Below are 22108 nucleotides of genomic sequence, written 5' to 3'. Positions count from 1 at the left end.
AGACAGAGAGATGAATGCAGAATAGAAAAAGGAGGAGTATCATGAAGACGATTCTGTGTTATGGGGATTCCAATACTTATGGTTATGACCCGGCCACAGGTTTTCGCTATCCCTATGAGCAAAGATGGACAACGATCCTGCAGGAACGGCTGGGAAACAGCGTGCTGGTGATTCCAGAAGGACTGAACGGCAGAACCACCTGTTTTGAAGATGAGATACGGCCGGGAAGAAATGGATTTTCCTATCTGGAACCATGTCTGCACAGCCACGGTCCCATTGATCTTGTGGTGCTGATGCTCGGAACCAATGACCTGAAAATCCGGTTCCAGCTGACGCCGACGGATATCGGCAAGGCGGTGGACCGGCTGATTCGTACGATTTTATCGGTGACTCCCCAGAAACGCCTGGATGGAATGCCGGCAAAGATTCTTTTGATGTCGCCGCCGCATCTGGGAGAAAATTTGTGTGAAATTCCATCAGGAGAAGAGATGGGATTTGAGAGAGGCATAAAATACTCCAGAAGGCTGGCGCCTGTTTATGAGGAATGGGCCCGGTTTCATGGAATAGAATTTCTGGACGCGGCCAGGTATGCCAGGGCATCTGATCTTGACGCCTGTCATTTGTCAGCAGAAAGCCATCATTCCTTAGGGGAGGCAGTGGCTGCAAAATGTGCAGAAATCCTTGGAATACAGGCCTGGCAGGGTTGTCATTGAAGAATGGTTCATATATAATAGCAGATAAATAAGTAAAAAACCGGAGGAACAAAAGATGGATTTAAAAGGAAGAAACTTTCTGACGCTGAAAGATTTCACGCCGGATGAGATTGAATATTTACTGGAACTTGCGGCTAAATTAAAAGCAGACAAGAAGAAAGGAATTACAGGAAACAGTTTAAAAGGTAAAAATATCGCATTGATCTTTGAAAAACCAAGTACACGGACAAGATGTGCTTTTACCATCGGATGCATCGATGAGGGCGGTCATCCGGAATATCTTGGAAAAGATGATATTCAGCTGGGCCATAAGGAGTCAGTAGAAGATACGGCACGGGTTCTTGGAAGAATGTTTGACGGTATTGAATTCCGCGGCTTCAAACATGAAAATGTGGAGAAGCTGGCTAAGTACAGCGGTGTGCCAGTGTGGAACGGTCTGACAGACGACTATCATCCAACACAGATCCTGGCAGATTTCCTGACATTAAAAGAACAGTTTGGAAAATTAAAAGGTCTTAACTTTGTATTTGCAGGAGATGGAAGAAATAACATGGGTAATTCCCTGATGATCGGATGTTCCAAGATGGGAGTTAACTTTACCTGTCTGGCGCCGAAGAGTCTCTGGCCGAAAGAAGAACTGATTGAACTGTGCAAAGGCTATGCAGAGGAATCCGGAGCCAAACTTACATTTACGGAAGATGTAGATGAAGGGGTGAAAGGTGCGGACTGTATTTACACAGATGTATGGGTTTCCATGGGAGAAGAAGAAAAATCTGCAGAACGTATGGCGATTTTAAGACCATATCAGGTAAACAAAGAGATGCTGGCGAAGACTGGAAAAGACAGCACCATTGTTATGCACTGCCTGCCGGCTGTCAAAGGAAATGAGATTACAGAAGATGTGTTTGAGGAAAATGCAGATGTTATTTTCGATGAAGCGGAGAACCGGATGCATACGATCAAAGCGGTCATGGTAGCCACATTAGGAGAACAGGCTTAAGATGATGAAAACCAGGATTCTAAAGGAATTAAAAGAGGCCGGGGATTATGTCTCCGGCCAGGAACTTTGCGAAAAACTTCAGGTATCCAGAACAGCAGTGTGGAAATATATGAATGCACTGAGAGAAGAAGGATATGGAATTGATTCTGTCACCAACAGAGGGTATAAGCTTTTAAGTATGCCGGACAGTGTCACGGCAGAAGAAATCGGAAGCAGTCTGCATACAAAATGGCTGGGACGAAATTTCAGATTTTATGAGACCCTGGATTCCACCAATCTGGAAATCCGGAGACTGGCGGAAGAAGGAGCTCCCCATGGAACGACGGTCGTTGCGGAGAAGCAGACCAGCGGAAAAGGCAGAAGAGGACGCAGCTGGCTGGGAGATGCAGGATGCGGAATCTGGATGAGTTTCCTGCTGCGGCCGCAGATTGCGGTAGAAAACAGTTCCATGCTGACGCTGATCGCCGCCCTGGCGGTGCAGAAAGCGGTCATGGAGGAGACAGGTCTCAGGTGCCAGATCAAATGGCCGAATGATATTATTGCAGAAGGCAGAAAAGTCTGCGGGATCCTGACAGAATTAAGCGCGCAGATGGATGAACTGAATTATGTCGTTGTAGGTCTGGGAATCAATGTAAACGTAAAGGAATTTCCGGAAGACTTAAAAGAGAAAGCGACTTCCATCCAGATAGAGACAGGCCGGAAGGTGCGAAGAGCCCCTTTGGCAGCCAGGGTGCTGGAGTATTTTGAACAGTACTATGAGCAGTTTCTTAAAACAGAAGATTTGTCTGCCTTTGCAGATGATTACAACCGTCTGCTGGTCCATATGAACCAGCGAATCCGTGTGGTCAGAGAATCCAGGGAGGATTTTTATATTTCGAGGGGAATCGATCACAAAGGGGAGCTGATGGTGGAAGATGACGCCGGAAGGAAGACCACAGTGCTGTCCGGTGAAGTATCTGTGCGCGGAATTTTGGGATATGTTTAAAAAGGAAAATGACAAGGAGTTGTTATGTATCAGAAAAAGGTAACCCTGTGCGGTTCCAACGCATATCAGAAGAAATATTATCTGAATGAAGACTTTCAGGGACTTCCGGATCAGGTAAAAGATGAACTGAAAATTGCCTGTGTGCTGTACACGGAGGAAGTGGGAGGAATTCTCACGGTTGAATTTGATGAAGATGGGAAACTGTCATTTGTGACTCAGGCAGAAGAAAATGATTTTTTCTACGATGAGATCGGCGGAGCTCTGAAAATAAAGCAGATGCAGCAGGAAAAAAGGGATCTGTGGGAATCCCTGGAATTATATTACAAAGTATTCTTTTTAGGAGAAGAGGAAGAGGTATAGAAATATGTTATTAGCATTGGACGTTGGGAATACAAATATTACGATCGGTGTATTCCGCCGGAAAGAAATCATAGAGTCTTTCCGTATTACGACAAAGATCCAGAGAACATCGGATGAATACGGAATGATCATCTCAGACCTTTTACAGACCAAAGGGAAAGACTGTAAAGAAGTAAAGGCGGCTATTATCTGTTCGGTTGTTCCGAATATCATGCATTCGCTGGTCAATGGAATTGTGAAATATTTCAATATTAAACCGATCATTGTAGGACCTGGCGTTAAAACAGGCATCAATTTGAGCCGTATGAATCCAGGAGAAGTCGGAGCTGATAAAATCGTCAATCTGGTAGCCGGATATGAATTATTTGGAGGACCGGCACTGGTCATTGATTATGGAACGGCGACAACATATGATGTCGTAACCGATGACGGGACATTTCTTGCAGGCGTGATCGTACCGGGAATCCGTACATCTGCCAACGCTCTGGTTCAGGGAGCGGCAAGACTGCCGGAGATTGAGATTGTAAAGCCGGATACGATTCTTGCCACAAGAACCGTAAGCTGTATGCAGGCGGGCCTGTTCTACAGTGTGGTCGGTGAGACAAAACACATTATCGCGCAGATGAAAGAACAGACAGGTTTTGAAAATCTTAAAGTCATTGCAACCGGAGGTCTGGGCAAAATGATCGCCAAAGAAGTAGAAGAGATCGACTACTATGATGGAATGCTGACATTGAAGGGATTAGAGTTAATATATGAAAAACAATAACAGATTAAAACCGCTCCAGATTGGAAATGTGGTAATCGATTATCCATTTACCCTGGCGCCGATGGCAGGAGTTACAGACCTGCCGTACAGACTTCTGTGCAAAGAACAGGGAGCAGGGCTTATGTGCACGGAAATGGTCAGCGCCAAAGGTCTGTATTACGGCAACCGCAAATCCGAACCGCTGATGGCGACAGATCCAAAAGAACAGCCGGCGGCTCTTCAGATTTTCGGATCCGATCCGGATATCATGGGAGAGATGGCGGCAAAAGTAGATAATGGCAAATTCCAGATGATCGATATCAATATGGGATGTCCGGTTCCAAAGATCGTAAATAATGGTGACGGTTCCGCGCTGATGAAGCAGCCGGAACTGGCAGGGAAGGTCATAAAAGCAGTGGCGTCTGCGGTCAAAGTGCCGGTAACAGTAAAAATCCGTAAAGGATTCGATGATGATCATATCAATGCGGTGGAAATGGCACAGATTGCGGAAGAAAACGGCGCAAAAGCTATTGCGGTTCACGGAAGGACCAGGGAGCAGTATTATTCCGGAAAGGCAGACTGGAGCATTATCCGCAGAGTAAAAGATGCGGTATCCATCCCGGTCATCGGAAACGGTGATATCACCTGCCCGGAAGATGCCCTGCATATGTATGAGGAAACTGGCTGCGACGGCTTTATGATCGGCAGAAGAGCCAAGGGAAATCCCTGGATTTTCAAAGAAATGATTCATTATTTTGAAACCGGAGAAACACTTCCAAGGCCGTCTCTGGAAGAAGTCGTGGCTATGATGCTGCGTCACGGCCGCATGATGATTGACTTCAAAGGAGAGTACATCGGCGTAAGAGAAATGCGCAAACATGTTTCATGGTATACCTTCGGGTTCCCTGGAGCAGCGAAGCTGAGAGATAAAGTAAATCACACGGAGACCTATCAGGATCTGGAAGAACTTCTGACAAATTATCTGGAATCCAGCCGAAGATAGGCGGATACGTGAAATAGCGAGAATATCAATTGACAAACGAAAGTTATGTAAGCTATAATTAATCAGTTAACATTTAGAACGAAAGGAAGAGTGTTATGGCAGAGGCAAAGAAGAATATTTTAACACCGGCTGGTTTAAAAGCATTAGAGGATGAATTACAGGAATTAAAAGTCGTAAGACGTAAAGAGATTGCACAGAAAATCAAAGAAGCGAGAGAACAGGGAGACTTATCAGAGAACGCAGAATACGATGCAGCAAAAGACGAACAGCGAGATATGGAGGCCCGTATCGAAGAGATTGAACAGATCTTAAAGAACGCTGTTGTAATCGATGAGAAATTTGAAAAAGGTGTAATCAGCCTTGGATGTTTGGTGACTCTGGAAGATATTTCTCTTGGAAGAGAAGTAACATATCATATTGTAGGTTCTACAGAGGCAGACATTCTTCAGAATAAGATTTCCAATGAGGCGCCGATTGGAAAAGCGCTTCTCGGAAAGAAAATCGGGGATGTCGTTCAGGTTGAAGGCGTTGATCAGGTCAATGAATTCAGAGTCATTGATGTACAGAGAAAGTAAGAGGAAGTTGGAAAAGTGGCACAGCAGAATAAAGATACAAACGAATTAATCAAAGTAAGAAGGCAGAAGCTTTCGGACCTGCAGGAAGCAGGGAAGAATCCCTTTGAGATCACAAAATATGATGTGACCCATCATTCTGTGGAAATCAAAGACAACTATGACGAGCTGGAAGGAAAAGAAGTATCCGTAGCAGGACGTTTAATGTTCAAACGCGTGATGGGAAAAGCTTCCTTCTGCAACGTACAGGATCTTCAGGGAAGTATCCAGGCATACGTTGCAAGAGATGAAATCGGCGTGGAAGAATACAAAGATTTCAAGAAAATGGATATCGGAGATATCGTGGGAATCAAGGGAACTGTCTTTACAACAAAGACAGGAGAAAAATCTATCCATGCGACAGAAGTTCTCTTATTATCCAAGAGCCTTCGTCCGCTTCCTGAGAAGTTCCATGGCCTGACCGATACCGACACAAGATATCGTCAGAGATATGTGGATCTGATCATGAACGCGGAATCCAAAGAAGTATTTATCAAGCGTTCCAGGATCATCAAGGAAATCCGCAAATTCCTGGATGGACGCGGATTTATGGAAGTAGAAACCCCAATGCTGGTGTCCAATGCAGGAGGAGCTGCGGCAAGGCCGTTTGAAACTCACTACAATGCGCTGAATGAAGATGTAAAACTCCGCATCTCTCTGGAACTTTATCTGAAGAGACTGATCGTCGGAGGACTGGAGAAAGTCTATGAAATCGGACGTGTATTCCGTAACGAAGGCGTAGATACAAGACACAATCCGGAATTTACTCTGATGGAATTATATCAGGCATACACAGACTATGAAGGAATGATGGAGCTGACAGAAAGCATGTTCCGTTATCTGGCAGAGACTGTCTGCGGCAGTGCCGTTATCAGCTACAATGGAACAGAAATTGATCTCAGCAAACCATTCGAGCGTATTACAATGAATGACGCCATCAAAAAATACACAGGCGTTGATTTTGATACCGTAGAGACAGATGAAGAGGCAAAAGCGCTGGCAGATCAGCATAATGTTGAATATGAAGAACGTCATACCAAAGGTGATATCATCAACCTGTTCTTCGAAGAATTCTGTGAAAAAGAACTGATTCAGCCTACCTTTGTTATGGATCATCCGCTGGCAATTTCTCCATTGACGAAGAAGAAACCGTCAGATCCGGATAAAGTAGAGCGTTTTGAATTATTTATCAATACATGGGAAATGTGCAATGCATACTCTGAGTTAAATGACCCGATCGATCAGAGAGAGCGTTTTGCACAGCAGGATGCCAATGCGGCAGCGGGAGATGAGGAAGCAGAGCATACAGATGAAGATTTCTTAAATGCACTGGAAATCGGAATGCCTCCGACAGGAGGTATCGGCTATGGAATTGACCGTCTGGTTATGCTGCTGACAGATTCTCAGGCCATCAGAGATGTGTTATTATTCCCGACCATGAAATCTCTGGATGCCAAAAAGAGCACCAACAAAACAGCAGCCCAGCCTGCAGCGCCGTCTGAGAAGATTGACTTCTCCAAAGTGAAGATTGAACCGCTCTTTGAAGAGATGGTAGATTTTGATACCTTCAGCAAATCTGACTTCAGAGCAGTGAAAGTAAAAGAATGTGAAGCAGTTCCAAAGAGCAAAAAGCTTTTGAAATTTGTTCTGGATGACGGAACAGGAACAGATCGTGTGATCTTAAGCGGAATCCATGATTATTATGAGCCGGAAGAACTGGTTGGAAAGACATGCATCGCCATTGTAAATCTGCCTCCGCGCAAGATGATGGGAATTGATTCCTGCGGTATGCTGATTTCAGCAGTATATGAAAATGACGGAGAAGAAGGACTGAACCTTCTGATGGTAGATGACAGAATCCCGGCAGGAGCAAAGCTGTACTAAAAAATGAATAAGAAAACATAAGCTAACAGAAGGATACCTTTCGAGAAATACGGAAGGTATCTTTTTTGTTGTTAAAATTCATATTAAATTAATGGTGAAATAGTAATAATTTATATTATAATATAAGAGAGAATGGAGGGAAAATGGAGGATGGCTGAAATTCGAGAGTGTGCAGATGATGAATTAAAGAAAAAATCAGATCAATTGTTCAAGGATCTTGGTATTGATATGTTAATGAAGAAACTGGAGCAATCCAGGAAATCTGCTTTACAAGGTAATTATAGAACTTCGGAGGATGTGATTGCTGATATGAGGAGAAAGTTTGAAATATAGAGTCGTAGTAACAGAAGATGCAGAAGAAGATTTAAATCGATATATCCAATATCTGCTTATAGTGGAAAAATGATCAGACAGCGACAAATGTTTTGGATGATTTTGGAGAGACAATTCGAAGCCTAGAAAATGTTGCAGGAAGTCTGAAATTATGTGATAATCTTCGATTAAAAAAATTGGGATATCGAAGGATTAATTTTCATTCACACAGGTATTTTATAATGTATCGGATTGTTGAAGATGTTGTGTTTGTAGATAATATTTTTCACGAATTGCAGGATTATGAAAAGCGGATGATCTAATACAGCGGTATGTTTCATAATCCTTGATTAAATTTTATTACAATACAAAAAAAGATGGCTGCTATTGGCCATCTTTTTTTGCACTTATCTATAATTTGCTCTGTTATAAAAAATAAATGATAGTTTAAAATCATAATGTATAAATTCTACCAATATTCGACGATATGTTTCTTCCATTCCGGCATTAATATTGATATGATGTAATCGGGAGGTGGTTGTATGAATGATTATTCTTTTGGAAATTACATGTATGAAAAGCGAAAAGAAACCGGGGAATCCCAAAATGAACTGGGACGTAAACTGGGCGTAACAGGAAAGGCAGTTTCTAAATGGGAAAACGGCGCGGCAAAGCCAAAGACGGAGATTCTGAGGAAACTTGCAGCCCTCTGGAATGTTTCGATTGAGGAACTGCTGAGGATTCGGGAAGGTGAAAAGAAAAAGAGCATTTCAAAGATTGTAATCACGGGAGGTCCCTGCGCCGGCAAAACAACGGGCATGAGCTGGATTCAGAATGCCTTTACAGAAAGAGGCTATACGGTACTTTTCATTCCGGAAATAGCAACGGAATTGATCTCAGGCGGGGTGGCGCCATGGACCTGTGGGTCCAACGGCGAGTACCAGAAATGCCAGTTAAAGCTGCAGATGGAGAAAGAAAAGGTATTTGAATATGCCGCCAGGACAATGGATTCTGAAAAGATATTGATTGTCTGTGACCGGGGCGCGCTGGATAATAAGGCTTATATGACGGACGCCGAGTTTGCCGTGGCAGCAAATTATGTCGGGGCAAATGAGGTAGAATTAAGAGACGGATATGATGCGGTATTTCACCTTGTGACAGCAGCAAAAGGAGCTCAGAAATTCTATACAACCGCTAACAATACAGCCCGCACGGAGACACCGGAGGAGGCGGCAGCCCTTGATGATAAGCTGATTGCGGCCTGGACCGGGCATCCGCATCTGAGAATCATTGATAACGCAGAGGGGTTTGAGGAGAAAATGAAATGTCTCATCAAGGAAATCGCATTGTTTTTAGGGGAGCCGGAGCCATATGAGATTGAAAGAAAATATTTGATCGAATATCCGGAAATCAGTGCTCTTGAGGCACTTCCGAATTGTGAGAAGGTAGAAATCATACAGACATATCTGCAGGCGGATCATGATGATGAAGTGCGGATCCGGCAGAGGGGAAGCAGAGGAAATTATATTTATTTTGAAACCCGCAAGAAGACCATCAGCGGATTAAAAAGGATCGAGATAGAACGAAGACTGACAAAGGATGAATATCTGGAAAGATTGATGGACGCAGACCCGACAAGAATGCCTATACGGAAAGACAGATATTGTCTGGCGGATGGAAATCAGTATTTTGAAATTGATATTTATCCGTTCTGGAATGACCAGGCAATTCTGGAAATCGAATTATCGGATCCGGAGGAAGAGATCCGATTTCCGAAGATGCTAAAGGTAATTCGGGAAGTAACAGAGGACGAAGCATACAAGAATGCTTCACTGGCAAAGCTGTAAAATCGCCGGGAGACAGGGGGAATAAAAAATGAATCGAAAAATAGGATGGGAAAGTTATGAATTTGACGAAATAGAATTGGTATATGAAAAGGCGGAGGAGAATGAGTCCATTGGCCGTCTGCTGGAACAGCTGGAAATACAGGCGCTCGCAGAAGCAAAAGCCAATTGCGGATTGCTGATGACGGACGCCGGCGGAAGGATTTCACCGGAACAATTTGATAATCTGGAGGAAGAAGACAAGGAAACAGTGATAAAGGTATTATCCGGTCTGGGTCTGGGATCGGTCGAGCAGGATCTTCAAAAGGGGATATTTCATGTCTGGTTTACAAATAAGATCCAGACGGTAATGGCCTGCACTATGTTTGCTTTGCTGAATTACCTGGAAAAGCTGGACGGAGCAGTCAATGTCCGGCATCTCGAATGGACCCTGGAACTGCAGGTGCCGCCGGGCGGCAGGAAAGGACTGGTCCAGTGGGAAATGCTGATCATGCAGTTATATCCGTGGATTACAGTGGAGGAAACAGCAGCGGGACAAATAGAAAGAAAATTCGCGGCGGATAAAGATACTTCACAGAAAGAAAATGGAAAAGGAAATTCGTCTTTCTGGGAACGATGCAGGAAGATGATAATGGGCATAAAACGTAAGAAATAGAACAATCAGTATGTGTAAGAGAAGATGTGCACTTCTATTTCTTGCTATCCGTCATATAATAAGGTATCCTGTAATCAGACGGGGAGAAATTCCTCGTGGGGACTCGAAGGAGTCTTGAGAAAGAGTTCAGGCAAAAGAGGAGGTTGCTGCTATGAAGATTCAAAACTTACAGAATGAAAACAGAAAATTCATCAAATCCATTGATAATTTCCATGTCCTGGAATATACACAGGATGCCAGTGTTTCACCGTTCAACGCGCTGAATGAATATTTTATGAGCAAGATGAATGTAAGAAGACGGCAGGTTGTCATTGATATTGATAAGAATCACTCCGCAGTCATTCAGGCAGGAGCTATGCAGTGGATGGGCGGCGCGGTAAAAGCAACATCCGGAGTCAAAGGAATCGGAGATTTGTTCGGCAAGGCACTGAAAGGAGCGGTGACCAAGGAAACCGCGGTAAAACCGGAATATGTCGGTGAGGGATGTCTTGTTCTGGAACCTACATACAAATATATTATCCTGGAAGACGTAGAAGAATGGGGCCCTGCGGGAATGACGATCGAAGATGGCATGTTTCTTGCCTGTGATGCCAATGTAAAACAAAACGTTGTGACAAGGAAAAATATTTCATCTACGGTGTTAGGCGGAGAAGGATTCTTTAATCTCAGCCTTCAGGGTCATGGTGCAGTTGCACTGGAATCAAATGTTCCGGAAGAGGAGCTGATTGAGATTATTCTGGAAAATGATGAACTGAAAATCGATGGAAACCTGGCAGTATGCTGGTCTTCTAATCTTGATTTTACGGTAGAAAGAAGCACAAAATCGCTGGTTGGGTCAGCTGTCAGCGGAGAGGGACTTGTCAATGTCTACCGGGGAACAGGTAAAGTTCTGATGTGTCCGGTTGCGCCTACAGGCTCTCTGTTTGAAGCCACCAATACATTGAGCGCAAAAGCAGCGGCAAAAGACAGCAATACATTTGGGAAATAGACCAGGAGTTAATGCAGCGACAGCCATCGGTCAAGATAGCTTACAAAACAGCTGGCGTCTGAGGATGGAATCATATCTTTTTTTGTCACGAGATAGACTTCTTTCTGACAGTTGGGATCGTCGAATTCCCGGATAACGGTACTGGAAGAATGTATTCTTTCGGCAAGAAAGGACAGAGAAACTCCAATGCCGGCGTTTGTTTCCGCAACCTGGTGAATCAGGGATTCTGAGGTGGTTTCAAGAAGGATATTCGGATTGACGCCTTCTTTCAGAAACCGGCTGATATTGCTTGGGAAGACAGAATAAGAGCGTCCTTTTAATGCCAGAGGAATACCATCCAGATCAGAATATGGAATCTTCTTTTTAACGGCAAGAGGATGTTTTCGGTTGATAATCAGACAGTGTTTCCAGGAAAAACAGAATTTGGCATTAAATTTTGTGTAATCAATGGGAGCCGGCATAAATGCGATTTCAACCTGGTTATTTGCAAGCATTTCGCTGATGTGGGTCTCTGGCAGCTCAATCAGGTTCAGTTTAATATTGGGAAATTGCAGATAAAAGTTTTTTACGAAATTGTATCCGAGATAATCCAGTACGCCGTAAGTTGCGGCCACAGTAAGAACCGTACTGCTGTTGGATTCGGCAACGGAGAAATCTGATGTAATATTGTCAAATTCATTGATAATGACATGAGCGCGTTCGGCCAGTTTGTCAGCGGAATGGGTTGGAATCAGACCGGAACTGGTTCGCGTAAACAAAGTTGTATTTATTTCAGCTTCCAGTTTTTTGATGGATTTGCTGAGTGCCTGGGAAGAGATAAACAGTTTTTCGGCAGAGTTTTTTATACTGTGCGTTTCATAAACCGATAAAAAATATTCCAGTTCTTTTGTTGTCATATGCAGTCATCCTTTCTGATTAAATTATAGTGAAAATAAGCGCCAGAATCAATAAAAAGGTTGATAAGGGTCAACCAGATTCTGATTGATTTGGAAAATGATTCCGACTATAATCAGGAACATAGAAACGAAACGACAAAGGCGTCATTCTTTGCAGGAATGGCGCCTTATTTTTTTATGTACAGGAGGCGTATCATGACAGATTATCCAAAATTCAAGGCAGCAGCAGTTCAGGCAGCGCCTGTATTTCTCGACGCAGAAGCAACAGCAGACAAAGCATGTAAATTGATAGAAAAAGCAGCATCCGGCGGGGCGAAACTGATTGGTTTCCCGGAAGGATTTATTTCCGGATATCCGTGGTGGGTATGGCTGACGGATCCGATCACAGGATCACCGCTGCAGCAGAAACTAATGGAAAATGCGGTGGAAATTCCGGGGCCCGTCGTAAAGAAGCTGAGTGAAGCTGCGAGAAAAAATAATATCTACGTATGTATTTCCGTATCAGAAAAGGAAGGGGGTTCCCTTTATCTCACACAGTTATGGTTCAATCCTCTGGGAGATCTTATGGGAAAACACCGGAAAATGAAGCCTTCCGGAGGGGAACGGCTCATATGGGGCGATGGTGAGGCCAGCATGATGCCGGTATTTGATACAGAAATCGGACGGCTTGGCGGGCTTCAGTGCTGGGAACACTGGATTCCTCTGAACATTCAGGCAATGAACGCCAAAAATGAGCAGGTGCATGTGGCGTCCTGGCCGTGTTTTGTTCCCGACGACGAAGCGCTGACATCAGAGGCGCCAAATGAAATATCCGCAAGATTCTATGCACTGGCGACACAGTCTTACGTCATCAGCAGTACACAGATTCACACGCAGGAAATCTATGAAAAAATGGGCAGACTGCCGGCGTATGAAGGATTCGTTGAATATGGCGGCGGAGATGCCTGCATTATCGGGCCAAATGGGAAGATTCTGACAGAGAAGCTTCCGAAGAATGCCGAGGGACTGGCATATGCGGATATAGACCTGGAAAAGATTGTAGACTGTAAATATCAGATTGATCCGGCGGGACATTATTCCAATAAGACGCTCCGGATGCTGGTGGATCAGGATCCGCAGCCGGTGGTGAATTTTGCTGGAGAAGAGAAAGAATGCTCTGTGAAATATGAAGAATTGCAGAAAGAGAAATAAAATCATATGGAATTGCATTTGAATCAGGGGCTGCCGTGTAAACGGCAGCTTTTTTTAAAAATAGAATTGAAAAATTTAAAATTTGATGTTAAAATTAAAATGAAAGGAGGGGAATTTGAAATATTAACAGAAGAATTAGAAGAATTGTTAAAAGAAATTCAAAAATACCAGTGTGAAACTCAAAATTTGGAATTAAAAAGTGCCAATAGAGGATGTCCGAAAAGGTTATTTGATACGTTATCCAGTTTTTCCAATCAGGATGAAGGAGGAATTATCGTTTTTGGAATCGATGAAGAAAATGGTTTTGAGGAAGCAGGTGTGTATGATGCACAGGATTTGCAAAAAAGGATCAATGCCCAGTGCCTGCAGATGGAGCCGGTTGTCCGGCCGCTGCTGACTGTGCTGGAAAAGAATGGAAAGAGTTTTGTTTCTGCGGAAATTCCGGGAATAGATCTGGCAGAGCGGCCGTGTTATTACAAAGGAACCGGAAGGATAAAGGGGTCTTATATTCGGATTGGTGATAGTGATGAAGCTATGACGGAATATGAAATATACAGCTATGAGGCATTCCGTAAGAAGTATCAGGATGATATCCGGGAAATACCAAGAGCGACTTTTTCAGCAATGAATCTAAATAGCCTGGAAGAATATGTAAAAAAATTGAAGATGGGGAGACCAAATTTATCAAATATTCCGGAAGAAGATCTGTATGAGTTAATGAGCATTACCAGAAATCGCATTCCGACATTAGCTTCTGTTTTATTATTTAGTTTGTATCCTCAGGCTTATTTCCCTCAGCTTTGTATCCATGCAGTTGTTGTTCCGGGAAAAGAGATTGGCGGAATTGGAGATATGGGAGAAAGGTTTTTAGATAATAAAAGAATCGAAGGGGATATTATGACAATGCTGGATGAAACAATGCAGTTTGTCAAAAAAAATATGAGGACAAAAACAATCATTGATGAGACGACAGGCAGGCGGGTGGATCAGACAGATTATCCTGTGATTGCTGTCAGAGAAGCAGTATTAAATGCGCTGGTCCATAGAGATTACAGCATTCATACAGAAGGAATGCCAATCCAGGTGATCATGTATGAAGACCGGATGGAGATCCGTAATCCGGGAGGAATCTATGGAAGGATGCAGCTGAATCAATTAGGTATGGTCCAGCCGGACACAAGGAATCCGGTTCTCGTTACAGCACTGGAAGTTTTAGGAGTAACAGAAAATCGATATTCAGGGATACCGACAATGCGGAGAACCATGAAAGAATATCAGCTCCCGGCTCCGGAATTTGCGGAGGAGAGAGGAACTTTTGTTGTTCGTTTGTATAAACATAAAAATAAATATGAGGATACATTATTGCGGGATATGGATGAGACAAAAAATCTGCTGATTTTTTGTAAAACGCCGCGGACACGAAAAGAAATAGCAGGTTTTCTGGGTCTGACATCTACCACGTATGCGATTCAGAAGTATGTAAATCCGTTGATTGAAAGAGGATTGATTCATTTAAGTATTCCGGAAAAACCAAGCAGTTCCAGACAATTATATTATACTTAAATTGATGCCGGCTTTTGAGAAGATATATTCCCAAAAGCCGGCATATCATTTTTTATTCTCCAAAGAATAATTTCATATCGTCTTCAACGGTTCCAATCCCCGCAATTCCAAAGTTTTCCGTCAGAACAGAGGCAACGTTTGGTGACAGGAAAGCAGGAAGTGTCGGACCCAGATGGATGTTTTTCACGCCCAGTGACAGGAGAGCCAGAAGAACGATCACAGCTTTTTGTTCATACCATGCGATATTGTAAATAATCGGCAGCTGGTTGATATCGTCAAGTCCGAATACTTCTTTTAATTTCAGTGCAATAACGGCAAGAGAGTAAGAGTCATTGCACTGTCCCGCATCCAGCACGCGGGGAATTCCGTTGATGTCACCCAGATTCAGTTTGTTGTATTTATATTTTGCGCATCCGGCAGTCAGGATGACAGCATCCTTTGGAAGGGCTTTGGCAAAGTCTGTGTAATAATTTCTTGATGCGGCGCGGCCGTCACAGCCTGCCATGACAACAAACTTTTTAATTGCGCCGGAAGTCACTGCTTCTACAATCTGATCCGCAAGAGCCAGAACCTGAGCGTGGGCAAATCCGCCTGTGATCTCGCCTTCCTCGATGGATTTAGGAGGCTGGCAATGTTTTGCATGTTCAATGATGGCGGAGAAGTCTTTGGTCTCGCCGACACCTCCCGGAATATGCGGACATCCCGGATAACCGGCAGCGCCTGTAGTATACAGCCGGTCTTTGTAGCTGTCTTTTGGCGGAACGATGCAGTTTGTGGTCATAAGAATCGGACCATGGAAACTTTCAAATTCTTCTTTCTGCTTCCACCATGCGTTTCCATAATTGCCGACAAAGTGGGAATACTTTTTAAAGGCAGGATAGTAGTGAGCCGGAAGCATTTCGGAATGAGTGTAGACGTCTACACCGGTATCTTTTGTCTGTTCCAGAAGCATTTCCAGATCTCTGAGATCATGACCGGATATGAGAATTCCAGGGCGGTTTCCTGCGCTGATCTTTACTTTTGTAATTTCCGGATTTCCATAGGCCTGTGTATTGGCTTCATCAAGAAGAGCCATAACCTGAACGCCGTATTCTCCGGTTTTCAGAGCAAGTGCCGTCAGATCATCTGCAGAAAGACTATCATTCAGGACATCAGCCAGAGTGTGTTCCAGAAATGCATTGATTTCCGGATTCTCTTTTCCAAGGGCAGCAGCGTGTTTTGCGTAGGCTGCCAGACCTTTCAGACCATATGTGATCAGTTCTCTGAGGCTTCGGATATCTTCATTTTCTGTGGAAAGAACGCCGACGGAAGAAGCCTTTTCTTCAAAGGTTTCCTCTTTTCCATTCCAGAAAGCAGCTTCCGGAAGAGAATCTTGATTCTTTACAGAGGAAAGCAGTTCTTCTTTCCTCTTCAGTGTTTCATGGATGCGGGAAATGATCGCTTCCTTGTCAAAATTAGCATTTGTGATCGTTGTAAACAGATTGGTCAGAATCATCCGGCTGGTTTCTGCAGGGACAGAGGAGTTCTCCTCGCGAAGCTGTGTGGCAGCAGCGGAAAGTCCTTTGGTCACATATATTAATAAATCCTGCATGGCTGCAACATCCGGCTGTTTCCCGCAGACACCGGATATGGTACATCCTTTGCATCCTGCGGTTTCCTGACATTGGTAGCAGAACATGTTTGCTGTATGTTTCATAAATCATACCCTCCTTGATTTGTACTTGTTTCATGTTGTGGCAAGAGTATAATATAATTGTTGATAACGGTATGTTGTAAAAACAACAAAAGGGGAAAATTATGAAAGAAATTAGATTATCGGATACAAAGTTGTTTCAGGGAATTTCTGAGCCGGAGATTCATTTGATGCTGGACTGTCTGCGGACTGAAGAAAAGAAATACAAAAAGGGTGAAATGATTCTGCGTATGGGAGATACAGTATCGTCTCTGGGAATGGTCATATCAGGCAGCGTTCTGATTGAAAATGATGATATATGGGGAAATCGAAGTATTTTAGATCAGATTGGTCCGGGACAGATTTTTGCGGAAACTTATGCATGCGTGACAGGAGAAAAGCTGATGGTAAATGTGGCGGCGGCAACTGATGTAAAAGTGCTGTTTTTTCATATTGAACGTGTCATTGAAACATGCCCTCAGTCCTGTCAGTTTCATGGAAGGCTGATAAAAAATCTCCTTGCGATTTCAGCCCAGAAAAATCTGAGTCTGTCACGAAGGATTTTTCATACATCACCGAAAACAATCCGTGCGAAATTATTGTCTTATCTGTCAGACCAGGCGCTGATCTATGGGAAAAATGAGTTTGACATTGTATTCAACCGGCAGCAGCTGGCAGATTATCTTGGAGTAGACCGTTCTGCCATGTCCAGCGAATTAAGCAGAATGCAGAAAGACGGGTTGATAAAAGTAAAGAGAAATCATTTTGAACTGCTGGAAAATGGAATGGAGTTTATGGGATAAGGAGTGGTATCGTGGAGGAATCATTGATTTATGAAATACTGTCAGTGGTGGCTGAAATACCCGAAGGAAAAGTTGCCACCTATGGACAGATTGCCAGGCTGATCGGAAGAGATAAAAACGCCAGGCTTATAGGAAAAGTGCTTGGAATGGCAGAGAAATATGGGGAATATCCGTGTCACAGAGTTGTAAACCATGCCGGAAGACTGGTCCCGGGCTGGCCGGACCAGGGGGTTTTGCTTCAGCAGGAAGGAGTGGAATTAAAGGACAGCCGGCATGTGGATCTGAAACAATATCAATGGGACGGATGTTGAATTCAGATCTGGAAATCGAAAATATGTTCGATAAAATATTGTAATATGTTATTTTGAGAAGTATAATAAAGAATAATAGGAGGAAGCATATGTTTTATTCAACAGAACTGATCACACCGCTGGGGACAGTGACTCTTGCCAGCGATGGTGATGCTTTATGCGGTCTCTGGTTTCACGGACAGAAATATTTTGCGGCGTCCATCTCAGGAGCGATGCATCAAAAAGACGGCCTGGAGATTTTCAGGGAAACAAAAAACTGGCTGGAACGTTATTTTACAGGGAAACGGCCGGAGATCAGAGAACTGCCGCTGCGTCCGATTGGATCGGAATTCAGACAGAACGTTTGGAAGATTTTATGTGAGATTCCGTATGGGGAAGTGACAACATATGGGGAGATTGCGCAGAGAATCGCCGATGAATGGGGACTGGAGAGCATGTCAGCTCAGGCAGTCGGCGGAGCCGTAGGCCATAATCCAATTTCCATCATCATACCATGTCACCGGGTAGTCGGATCTGATGGAAATCTGACAGGCTATGCCGGAGGAATTGAGAAGAAGAGAAAACTTCTGGAACATGAAGGGGCTGTGTTGTAATTTTAACGAAAGGAAAGAAGAGAATGGACTGGAAAGATGGAAAGATAAGATGCCGGTGGGCGAATCCAAAGAATGAGACATATGTAAGGTATCATGATGAAGAGTGGGGCGTGCCTTCCTATGATGATCATCATCTGTTCGAGATGCTGATGCTGGAATCTTTTCAGGCTGGTTTGTCCTGGGAATGTGTGCTTAATAAGCGTGAGGCGTTTCGAGAAGCTTTTGACAACTTTGATCTGGAAAAAGTCTGCGCCTATACCCAGGAGGATGAAGCAAGACTGAAAGAAGATCCAGGAATCATCCGCAACCGCCTGAAGATCCGGGCGGCCGTCAATAACGCCAGGATTTTTCGGAAAATACAAAAGGAATATCAGAGTTTTTCCAATTATATCTGGCACTGGACAAATGGCCAAGTCATCTATGAACAGGGAAAGACCAGCTCAGAGCTTTCAGACCGGGTATCAGAAGATCTGAAGAAACGGGGAATGAAGTTTGTGGGAACGACGATCCTTTATTCTTATATGCAGGCCGTTGGCATTATTTATTCTCATGACGATGCGTGCTTTTTAGCACATTGAAACAGAAGAGTAGCATAAAACGCGCAAAATGAAAAAAGGATACAAAACATCTTTTGCTGGTTTTCATTTAAAGTTAAAATAGAAGTAACAGTTACATAAGAACAGGTAAGGAGGTATGGCAGTGAATTATTCAGAAGATGCGAATAAGCAGTATCATATCCAGGTAGGAAAAGGCGACGTAGGCAGATATGTGATCCTTCCTGGGGATCCGAAACGATGTAAAAAGATTGCCCGATATTTTGATGATGCCAGGCTGATCGCTGACAGCAGAGAATACACGACCTATACAGGTTATCTGGACGGAGTTAAAGTCAGTGTAACATCCACAGGAATTGGAGGACCGTCAGCGTCGATTGCCATGGAAGAACTTGTTATGTCAGGAGCAGATACCTTTATCAGGATTGGCACCTGCGGCGGTATGCAGCTGGACGTAAAAAGCGGAGATGTAGTAATAGCCAGCGGAGCCATCCGTATGGAAGGAACCAGCCGGGAATATGCGCCGATTGAATTTCCGGCAGTAGCAGATATCCGGGTTACCAATGCCCTGATGCAGGCAGCGGATGAACTGGAACAGAAATATCATATTGGCGTGGTGCAGAGTAAAGACTCTTTTTATGGACAGCATTCGCCGGAGACAAAACCGGTCAGCTATGAACTTCTCAATAAATGGGAAGCATGGAAGAGGCTGGGGTGTCTTGCCTCCGAGATGGAATCCGCGGCCTTGTTTGTTGTCGCAAGCCACTTAAAAGTAAGGGCAGGTGCATGCTTTCTTGTAATGGCGAATCAGGAGAGAGAAAAGGAAGGCCTGGACAATCCTGTGGTTCATGATACGGATATGGCAGTTCAGACAGCAGTAAAAGCCATCCGCAGGCTGATCAGACAGGATCAGGAAGCAGAAGAATAGGAGGGGTGGTATGGAAGAAGCAGTGATTCGGAAACTGATCAAAACGGCAGTCAGACAGCTTTCTTATTCTTACGCACCTTATTCCCATTTTAAGGTTGGGGCGGCGCTCCTGGCAGAGAACGGAACAATTTATACAGGATGCAATATTGAAAATGCCGCGTATACTCCAACCAATTGCGCAGAGCGGACCGCTTTTTTTAAAGCGGTCAGTGAAGGGGTCAGAACGTTCAAAGCCATCTGTATTGCCGGGGGTATGAATGGAAAATTAACAGACTATACTGCTCCGTGCGGCGTATGCCGTCAGGTAATGATGGAATTCTGCTCACCGGAAGAGTTTGAGATCATTCTTGCAAAGGGAGCAGATGATTATAAGATGTATAAACTGAAAGATCTGATGCCTCTTGGATTTGGACCAGGTAATTTACGGGAGGGAAGACATGAAGAAGTGTAAAAGGATATTTGTTATCGTGATAGATTCTCTTGGAATCGGAGAAATGCCGGACGCGGAAAGGTTTGGAGATGCGGGAACCAATACTTTAGGACATATTTCAGAGTCTGTAGATTCTTTTGAAATCCCGAATCTGCAAAAACTTGGAATGGCGAATCTGACGCCGTTAAAACAGGTGAAGCCTCTGAAGGAGCCAATTGGATACCGGGGGATTCTGCGGGAAAAGAGCAATGGAAAAGATACAATGACCGGACACTGGGAGATGATGGGCGTTGAGACAAAGAAACCATTTAAGACTTTTACAGAACACGGATTTCCCAAAGAGCTGATCGATGAGCTGGAAAAACGAACCGGTCATAAAGTCATTGGAAATAAAAGTGCCAGCGGGACAGAAATTATTGAAGAACTGGGTGAAGAAGAAATCGCTACAGGTCATATGATTGTATACACTTCTGCGGATTCAGTGCTCCAGATCTGCGGAAATGAAGAAACATTTGACTTAAAGGAACTGTACCGCTGCTGTGAGATTGCCCGTGAACTGACGATGAAGGAAGAATGGAGAGTCGGAAGGGTGATTGCGCGGCCTTATATCGGAAAGAAAAAGGGAGAGTTTGAAAGAACGAGCAACCGTCATGACTATGCGCTGAAACCGCCGGTCAGAACGGCTTTAAATGTATTGAAAGACGGAGGATTTGATGTGATTTCCGTTGGGAAGATCCGGGATATTTTTGACGGGGAAGGAATTACGGAAGGACATAAGTCCAGGTCATCCGTTCACGGCATGGAACAGACCATAGAACTTGCAGAGACTGATTTTCATGGATTGTGTTTTGTGAATCTTGTAGATTTTGACGCTAAATGGGGACACAGAAGAAATCCAAAAGGATACGCAAAGGAACTGGAGGCGTTTGATCAGAAACTTGGAACTTTGATGGAAATACTTCGGGAGGATGATCTTCTGATCATCACAGCGGATCATGGCAATGATCCGACGTACACAGGGACGGATCATACGAGAGAAAAAGTTCCATTTCTGGCATATTCAAAATCAATGGAAGAAAATGGTGTCCTGCCGGAACAGGAAACCTTTGCGGTCATTGGAGCGACAGTTCTTGACAATTTTGGATTATCCATGCCGGAAGGTACGATTGGAACTTCGCTGCTTGCGGATTTAAAATAACAGATCAGGAGGATTCAGAGTATGATGTATGACAAATTGAGAAAATGCCTGTCAAGCATAAGAGAAAAAACGGATTTCAAACCCGAGATCGGTCTGATTCTGGGATCTGGTCTGGGAGATTATGCAGATGGAATTAAAGTGGAAACATTTGTGCAATACGCAGAGATTGAAGGATTTCCGGTGTCTACGGTAAAAGGACATAAAGGACGGTTCGTGTTTGGTTATGTAGGAGAAACACCGGTGGTGATCATGCAGGGAAGGGTCCACTACTACGAAGGATACGATATGTCAGACGTGGTTCTGCCAACCCGTCTGATGGGAATGATGGGAGCGAAAAAAATTATTTTGACCAACGCGGCGGGAGGCATCAATGAGACATTCTCTCCGGGAGATTTTATGATGATCACAGATCACATATCAACTCATGTACCGAGTCCTCTGATCGGTCCGAATATGGATGAAATCGGAACCAGGTTCCCGGATATGAGCGAAGTGTACAGTAAAAAGTTACAGGACATTGTGAGAAAATCAGCCGGTGAATGCGGCATTGATCTCAAAGAAGGCGTGTATATACAGCTGACAGGACCGAATTATGAGACGCCGGCAGAAATCAGAATGTGCAGAATCCTGGGCGGTGACGCTGTAGGAATGAGCACGGCCTGTGAGGCTATGGCGGCGCGGCATATGGGACTGGAAGTCTGCGGCATTTCCTGTATCACAAATATGGCTGCAGGGGTATCTGACCGGCCGCTGGATCATCAGGAAGTGCAGGAAATTGCCGATAAGGTATCCGGGGAATTTAAGAAACTGATAACAGCAGTCATTGAAAATATGAAATAACAAGGCCGCTGCGGTACGGTCTGGGA

25 protein-coding genes are annotated in these 22108 nt (G+C 44.0%); 23 read left to right on the top strand and 2 right to left on the bottom strand.

Features of this window, described 5'->3' with window-relative positions; translation table 11 throughout:
- Positions 1-41: 41 nt before the first annotated feature.
- The 13 genes from JMF81_RS13600 to JMF81_RS13540 all read left to right on the top strand — a co-directional run bounded on the left by JMF81_RS13600 (position 42) and on the right by JMF81_RS13540 (position 11103).
- Positions 42-713, top strand: coding sequence for an SGNH/GDSL hydrolase family protein (locus JMF81_RS13600; RefSeq protein ID WP_201311974.1), 672 nt, complete (start codon positions 42-44; stop codon positions 711-713).
- Positions 714-768: 55 nt separating this feature from the next.
- Positions 769-1713, top strand: a complete 945-nt coding sequence (argF, locus tag JMF81_RS13595; RefSeq protein WP_201311973.1) for an ornithine carbamoyltransferase — start codon at positions 769-771, stop codon at positions 1711-1713.
- Positions 1714-1717: 4 nt separating this feature from the next.
- Positions 1718-2698, top strand: a complete 981-nt coding sequence (locus tag JMF81_RS13590) for a biotin--[acetyl-CoA-carboxylase] ligase (RefSeq protein ID WP_201312100.1) — start codon at positions 1718-1720, stop codon at positions 2696-2698.
- A gap of 24 nt (positions 2699-2722) precedes the next feature.
- Complete coding sequence (locus tag JMF81_RS13585; RefSeq protein ID WP_201311972.1) at positions 2723-3058, top strand: DUF6145 family protein; 336 nt, start codon at positions 2723-2725, stop codon at positions 3056-3058.
- A gap of 4 nt (positions 3059-3062) precedes the next feature.
- Positions 3063-3827, top strand: a complete 765-nt coding sequence (locus JMF81_RS13580) for a type III pantothenate kinase (RefSeq protein WP_201311971.1) — start codon at positions 3063-3065, stop codon at positions 3825-3827.
- A complete protein-coding gene (gene dusB, locus JMF81_RS13575; protein WP_201311970.1) occupies positions 3814-4809 on the top strand; it encodes a tRNA dihydrouridine synthase DusB in 996 nt (331 codons plus the stop codon). Before JMF81_RS13580 ends, dusB begins: the two co-directional genes overlap by 14 nt.
- Before the next feature lie 95 nt (positions 4810-4904).
- Positions 4905-5384 (top strand): transcription elongation factor GreA, encoded by a 480-nt coding sequence (gene greA / locus JMF81_RS13570; RefSeq protein ID WP_201311969.1) that lies wholly within the window; start codon positions 4905-4907, stop codon positions 5382-5384.
- Between the two features lie 15 nt (positions 5385-5399).
- Positions 5400-7304: a lysine--tRNA ligase gene (lysS, locus tag JMF81_RS13565; RefSeq protein ID WP_201311968.1), complete on the top strand. Its 1905-nt coding sequence runs from the start codon at positions 5400-5402 to the stop codon at positions 7302-7304.
- A gap of 150 nt (positions 7305-7454) precedes the next feature.
- The gene (locus JMF81_RS13560) at positions 7455-7637 is read left to right on the top strand and encodes a hypothetical protein (protein ID WP_201311967.1); all 183 of its coding nucleotides are present in this window, start codon (positions 7455-7457) and stop codon (positions 7635-7637) included.
- 92 nt (positions 7638-7729) lie between these two features.
- The gene (locus JMF81_RS16815) at positions 7730-7939 is read left to right on the top strand and encodes a type II toxin-antitoxin system RelE/ParE family toxin (protein WP_334297471.1); all 210 of its coding nucleotides are present in this window, start codon (positions 7730-7732) and stop codon (positions 7937-7939) included.
- Positions 7940-8158: 219 nt separating this feature from the next.
- On the top strand, positions 8159-9463 hold the full coding sequence (locus JMF81_RS13550) for an AAA family ATPase (protein WP_201311966.1): 1305 nt from the start codon (positions 8159-8161) through the stop codon (positions 9461-9463).
- A gap of 28 nt (positions 9464-9491) precedes the next feature.
- Positions 9492-10115: a hypothetical protein gene (locus JMF81_RS13545; RefSeq protein WP_201311965.1), complete on the top strand. Its 624-nt coding sequence runs from the start codon at positions 9492-9494 to the stop codon at positions 10113-10115.
- A 151-nt stretch (positions 10116-10266) separates the two neighbouring features.
- A complete protein-coding gene (locus JMF81_RS13540; RefSeq protein ID WP_201311964.1) occupies positions 10267-11103 on the top strand; it encodes an AIM24 family protein in 837 nt (278 codons plus the stop codon).
- An 8-nt stretch (positions 11104-11111) separates the two neighbouring features.
- On the opposite strand, the gene JMF81_RS13535 is transcribed toward JMF81_RS13540, so the two are convergent.
- Positions 11112-11999, bottom strand: a complete 888-nt coding sequence (locus tag JMF81_RS13535; protein ID WP_201311963.1) for a LysR family transcriptional regulator — start codon at positions 11997-11999, stop codon at positions 11112-11114.
- Between the two features lie 195 nt (positions 12000-12194).
- Here JMF81_RS13535 and JMF81_RS13530 point away from each other — a divergent pair, with 195 nt between their 5' ends.
- Together JMF81_RS13530 and JMF81_RS13525 are read left to right on the top strand one after the other, a co-directional pair.
- A complete protein-coding gene (locus JMF81_RS13530) occupies positions 12195-13190 on the top strand; it encodes a carbon-nitrogen hydrolase family protein (protein WP_201311962.1) in 996 nt (331 codons plus the stop codon).
- Between the two features lie 6 nt (positions 13191-13196).
- Positions 13197-14753, top strand: a complete 1557-nt coding sequence (locus JMF81_RS13525; protein ID WP_243282674.1) for an ATP-binding protein — start codon at positions 13197-13199, stop codon at positions 14751-14753.
- Between the two features lie 52 nt (positions 14754-14805).
- Here JMF81_RS13525 and hcp read toward each other — a convergent pair whose 3' ends face one another.
- Complete coding sequence (gene hcp / locus JMF81_RS13520; RefSeq protein ID WP_201311961.1) at positions 14806-16449, bottom strand: hydroxylamine reductase; 1644 nt, start codon at positions 16447-16449, stop codon at positions 14806-14808.
- A 101-nt stretch (positions 16450-16550) separates the two neighbouring features.
- On the opposite strand from hcp, the gene JMF81_RS13515 reads away from it, so the two are divergent.
- The 8 genes from JMF81_RS13515 (at position 16551) to JMF81_RS13480 (ending at position 22082) form a co-directional block, all read left to right on the top strand.
- Positions 16551-17228 carry a Crp/Fnr family transcriptional regulator gene (locus JMF81_RS13515; RefSeq protein WP_201311960.1) on the top strand — a complete coding sequence of 226 codons (678 nt, stop codon included), beginning with the start codon at positions 16551-16553 and terminating at the stop codon, positions 17226-17228.
- Between the two features lie 11 nt (positions 17229-17239).
- A complete protein-coding gene (locus JMF81_RS13510; RefSeq protein ID WP_330597418.1) occupies positions 17240-17539 on the top strand; it encodes an MGMT family protein in 300 nt (99 codons plus the stop codon).
- An 89-nt stretch (positions 17540-17628) separates the two neighbouring features.
- Entirely contained in the window at positions 17629-18132 is a 504-nt protein-coding gene (locus JMF81_RS13505; protein ID WP_201311959.1) for a methylated-DNA--[protein]-cysteine S-methyltransferase, read from the top strand.
- A gap of 23 nt (positions 18133-18155) precedes the next feature.
- On the top strand, positions 18156-18710 hold the full coding sequence (locus tag JMF81_RS13500) for a DNA-3-methyladenine glycosylase I (RefSeq protein WP_201311958.1): 555 nt from the start codon (positions 18156-18158) through the stop codon (positions 18708-18710).
- Positions 18711-18831: 121 nt separating this feature from the next.
- Positions 18832-19614: a uridine phosphorylase gene (gene udp, locus JMF81_RS13495; RefSeq protein WP_330611533.1), complete on the top strand. Its 783-nt coding sequence runs from the start codon at positions 18832-18834 to the stop codon at positions 19612-19614.
- A gap of 10 nt (positions 19615-19624) precedes the next feature.
- Positions 19625-20065 (top strand): cytidine deaminase, encoded by a 441-nt coding sequence (gene cdd, locus JMF81_RS13490; protein ID WP_201311956.1) that lies wholly within the window; start codon positions 19625-19627, stop codon positions 20063-20065.
- The gene (locus JMF81_RS13485) at positions 20052-21242 is read left to right on the top strand and encodes a phosphopentomutase (RefSeq protein ID WP_201311955.1); all 1191 of its coding nucleotides are present in this window, start codon (positions 20052-20054) and stop codon (positions 21240-21242) included. The genes cdd and JMF81_RS13485 overlap by 14 nt, the downstream gene beginning before the upstream one ends.
- A gap of 24 nt (positions 21243-21266) precedes the next feature.
- Complete coding sequence (locus tag JMF81_RS13480) at positions 21267-22082, top strand: purine-nucleoside phosphorylase (protein ID WP_201312097.1); 816 nt, start codon at positions 21267-21269, stop codon at positions 22080-22082.
- Positions 22083-22108: the final 26 nt, after the last annotated feature.

This window comes from Anaerostipes butyraticus (genome assembly GCF_016586355.1).
GTDB lineage: Bacteria > Bacillota > Clostridia > Lachnospirales > Lachnospiraceae > Anaerostipes > Anaerostipes butyraticus.
The sequence above is the reverse complement of the archived record's forward strand: the minus strand, read 5'-3'. Positions and strand labels throughout refer to the sequence as shown.

Bases quoted from the DNA above. Each gene is read 5' to 3' on its own strand.
- JMF81_RS13480 (WP_201312097.1), top strand. From the start codon at position 21,267: ATGTATGACAAATTGAGAAAATGCCTGTCAAGCATAAGAGAAAAAACG.
- JMF81_RS13525 (WP_243282674.1), top strand. From the start codon at position 13,197: ATGGAATTGCATTTGAATCAGGGGCTGCCGTGTAAACGGCAGCTTTTT.
- JMF81_RS13530 (WP_201311962.1), top strand. From the start codon at position 12,195: ATGACAGATTATCCAAAATTCAAGGCAGCAGCAGTTCAGGCAGCGCCT.
- JMF81_RS13505 (WP_201311959.1), top strand. From the start codon at position 17,629: ATGTTTTATTCAACAGAACTGATCACACCGCTGGGGACAGTGACTCTT.
- JMF81_RS13550 (WP_201311966.1), top strand. From the start codon at position 8,159: ATGAATGATTATTCTTTTGGAAATTACATGTATGAAAAGCGAAAAGAA.
- JMF81_RS13590 (WP_201312100.1), top strand. From the start codon at position 1,718: ATGAAAACCAGGATTCTAAAGGAATTAAAAGAGGCCGGGGATTATGTC.
- JMF81_RS13535 (WP_201311963.1), bottom strand. From the start codon at position 11,999: ATGACAACAAAAGAACTGGAATATTTTTTATCGGTTTATGAAACGCAC.
- JMF81_RS13560 (WP_201311967.1), top strand. From the start codon at position 7,455: ATGGCTGAAATTCGAGAGTGTGCAGATGATGAATTAAAGAAAAAATCA.
- hcp (WP_201311961.1), bottom strand. From the start codon at position 16,449: ATGAAACATACAGCAAACATGTTCTGCTACCAATGTCAGGAAACCGCA.
- JMF81_RS13580 (WP_201311971.1), top strand. From the start codon at position 3,063: ATGTTATTAGCATTGGACGTTGGGAATACAAATATTACGATCGGTGTA.
- JMF81_RS13485 (WP_201311955.1), top strand. From the start codon at position 20,052: ATGAAGAAGTGTAAAAGGATATTTGTTATCGTGATAGATTCTCTTGGA.
- JMF81_RS13500 (WP_201311958.1), top strand. From the start codon at position 18,156: ATGGACTGGAAAGATGGAAAGATAAGATGCCGGTGGGCGAATCCAAAG.
- JMF81_RS13540 (WP_201311964.1), top strand. From the start codon at position 10,267: ATGAAGATTCAAAACTTACAGAATGAAAACAGAAAATTCATCAAATCC.
- JMF81_RS13600 (WP_201311974.1), top strand. From the start codon at position 42: ATGAAGACGATTCTGTGTTATGGGGATTCCAATACTTATGGTTATGAC.
- JMF81_RS13515 (WP_201311960.1), top strand. From the start codon at position 16,551: ATGAAAGAAATTAGATTATCGGATACAAAGTTGTTTCAGGGAATTTCT.
- argF (WP_201311973.1), top strand. From the start codon at position 769: ATGGATTTAAAAGGAAGAAACTTTCTGACGCTGAAAGATTTCACGCCG.
- JMF81_RS13585 (WP_201311972.1), top strand. From the start codon at position 2,723: ATGTATCAGAAAAAGGTAACCCTGTGCGGTTCCAACGCATATCAGAAG.
- JMF81_RS13545 (WP_201311965.1), top strand. From the start codon at position 9,492: ATGAATCGAAAAATAGGATGGGAAAGTTATGAATTTGACGAAATAGAA.
- dusB (WP_201311970.1), top strand. From the start codon at position 3,814: ATGAAAAACAATAACAGATTAAAACCGCTCCAGATTGGAAATGTGGTA.
- greA (WP_201311969.1), top strand. From the start codon at position 4,905: ATGGCAGAGGCAAAGAAGAATATTTTAACACCGGCTGGTTTAAAAGCA.
- cdd (WP_201311956.1), top strand. From the start codon at position 19,625: ATGGAAGAAGCAGTGATTCGGAAACTGATCAAAACGGCAGTCAGACAG.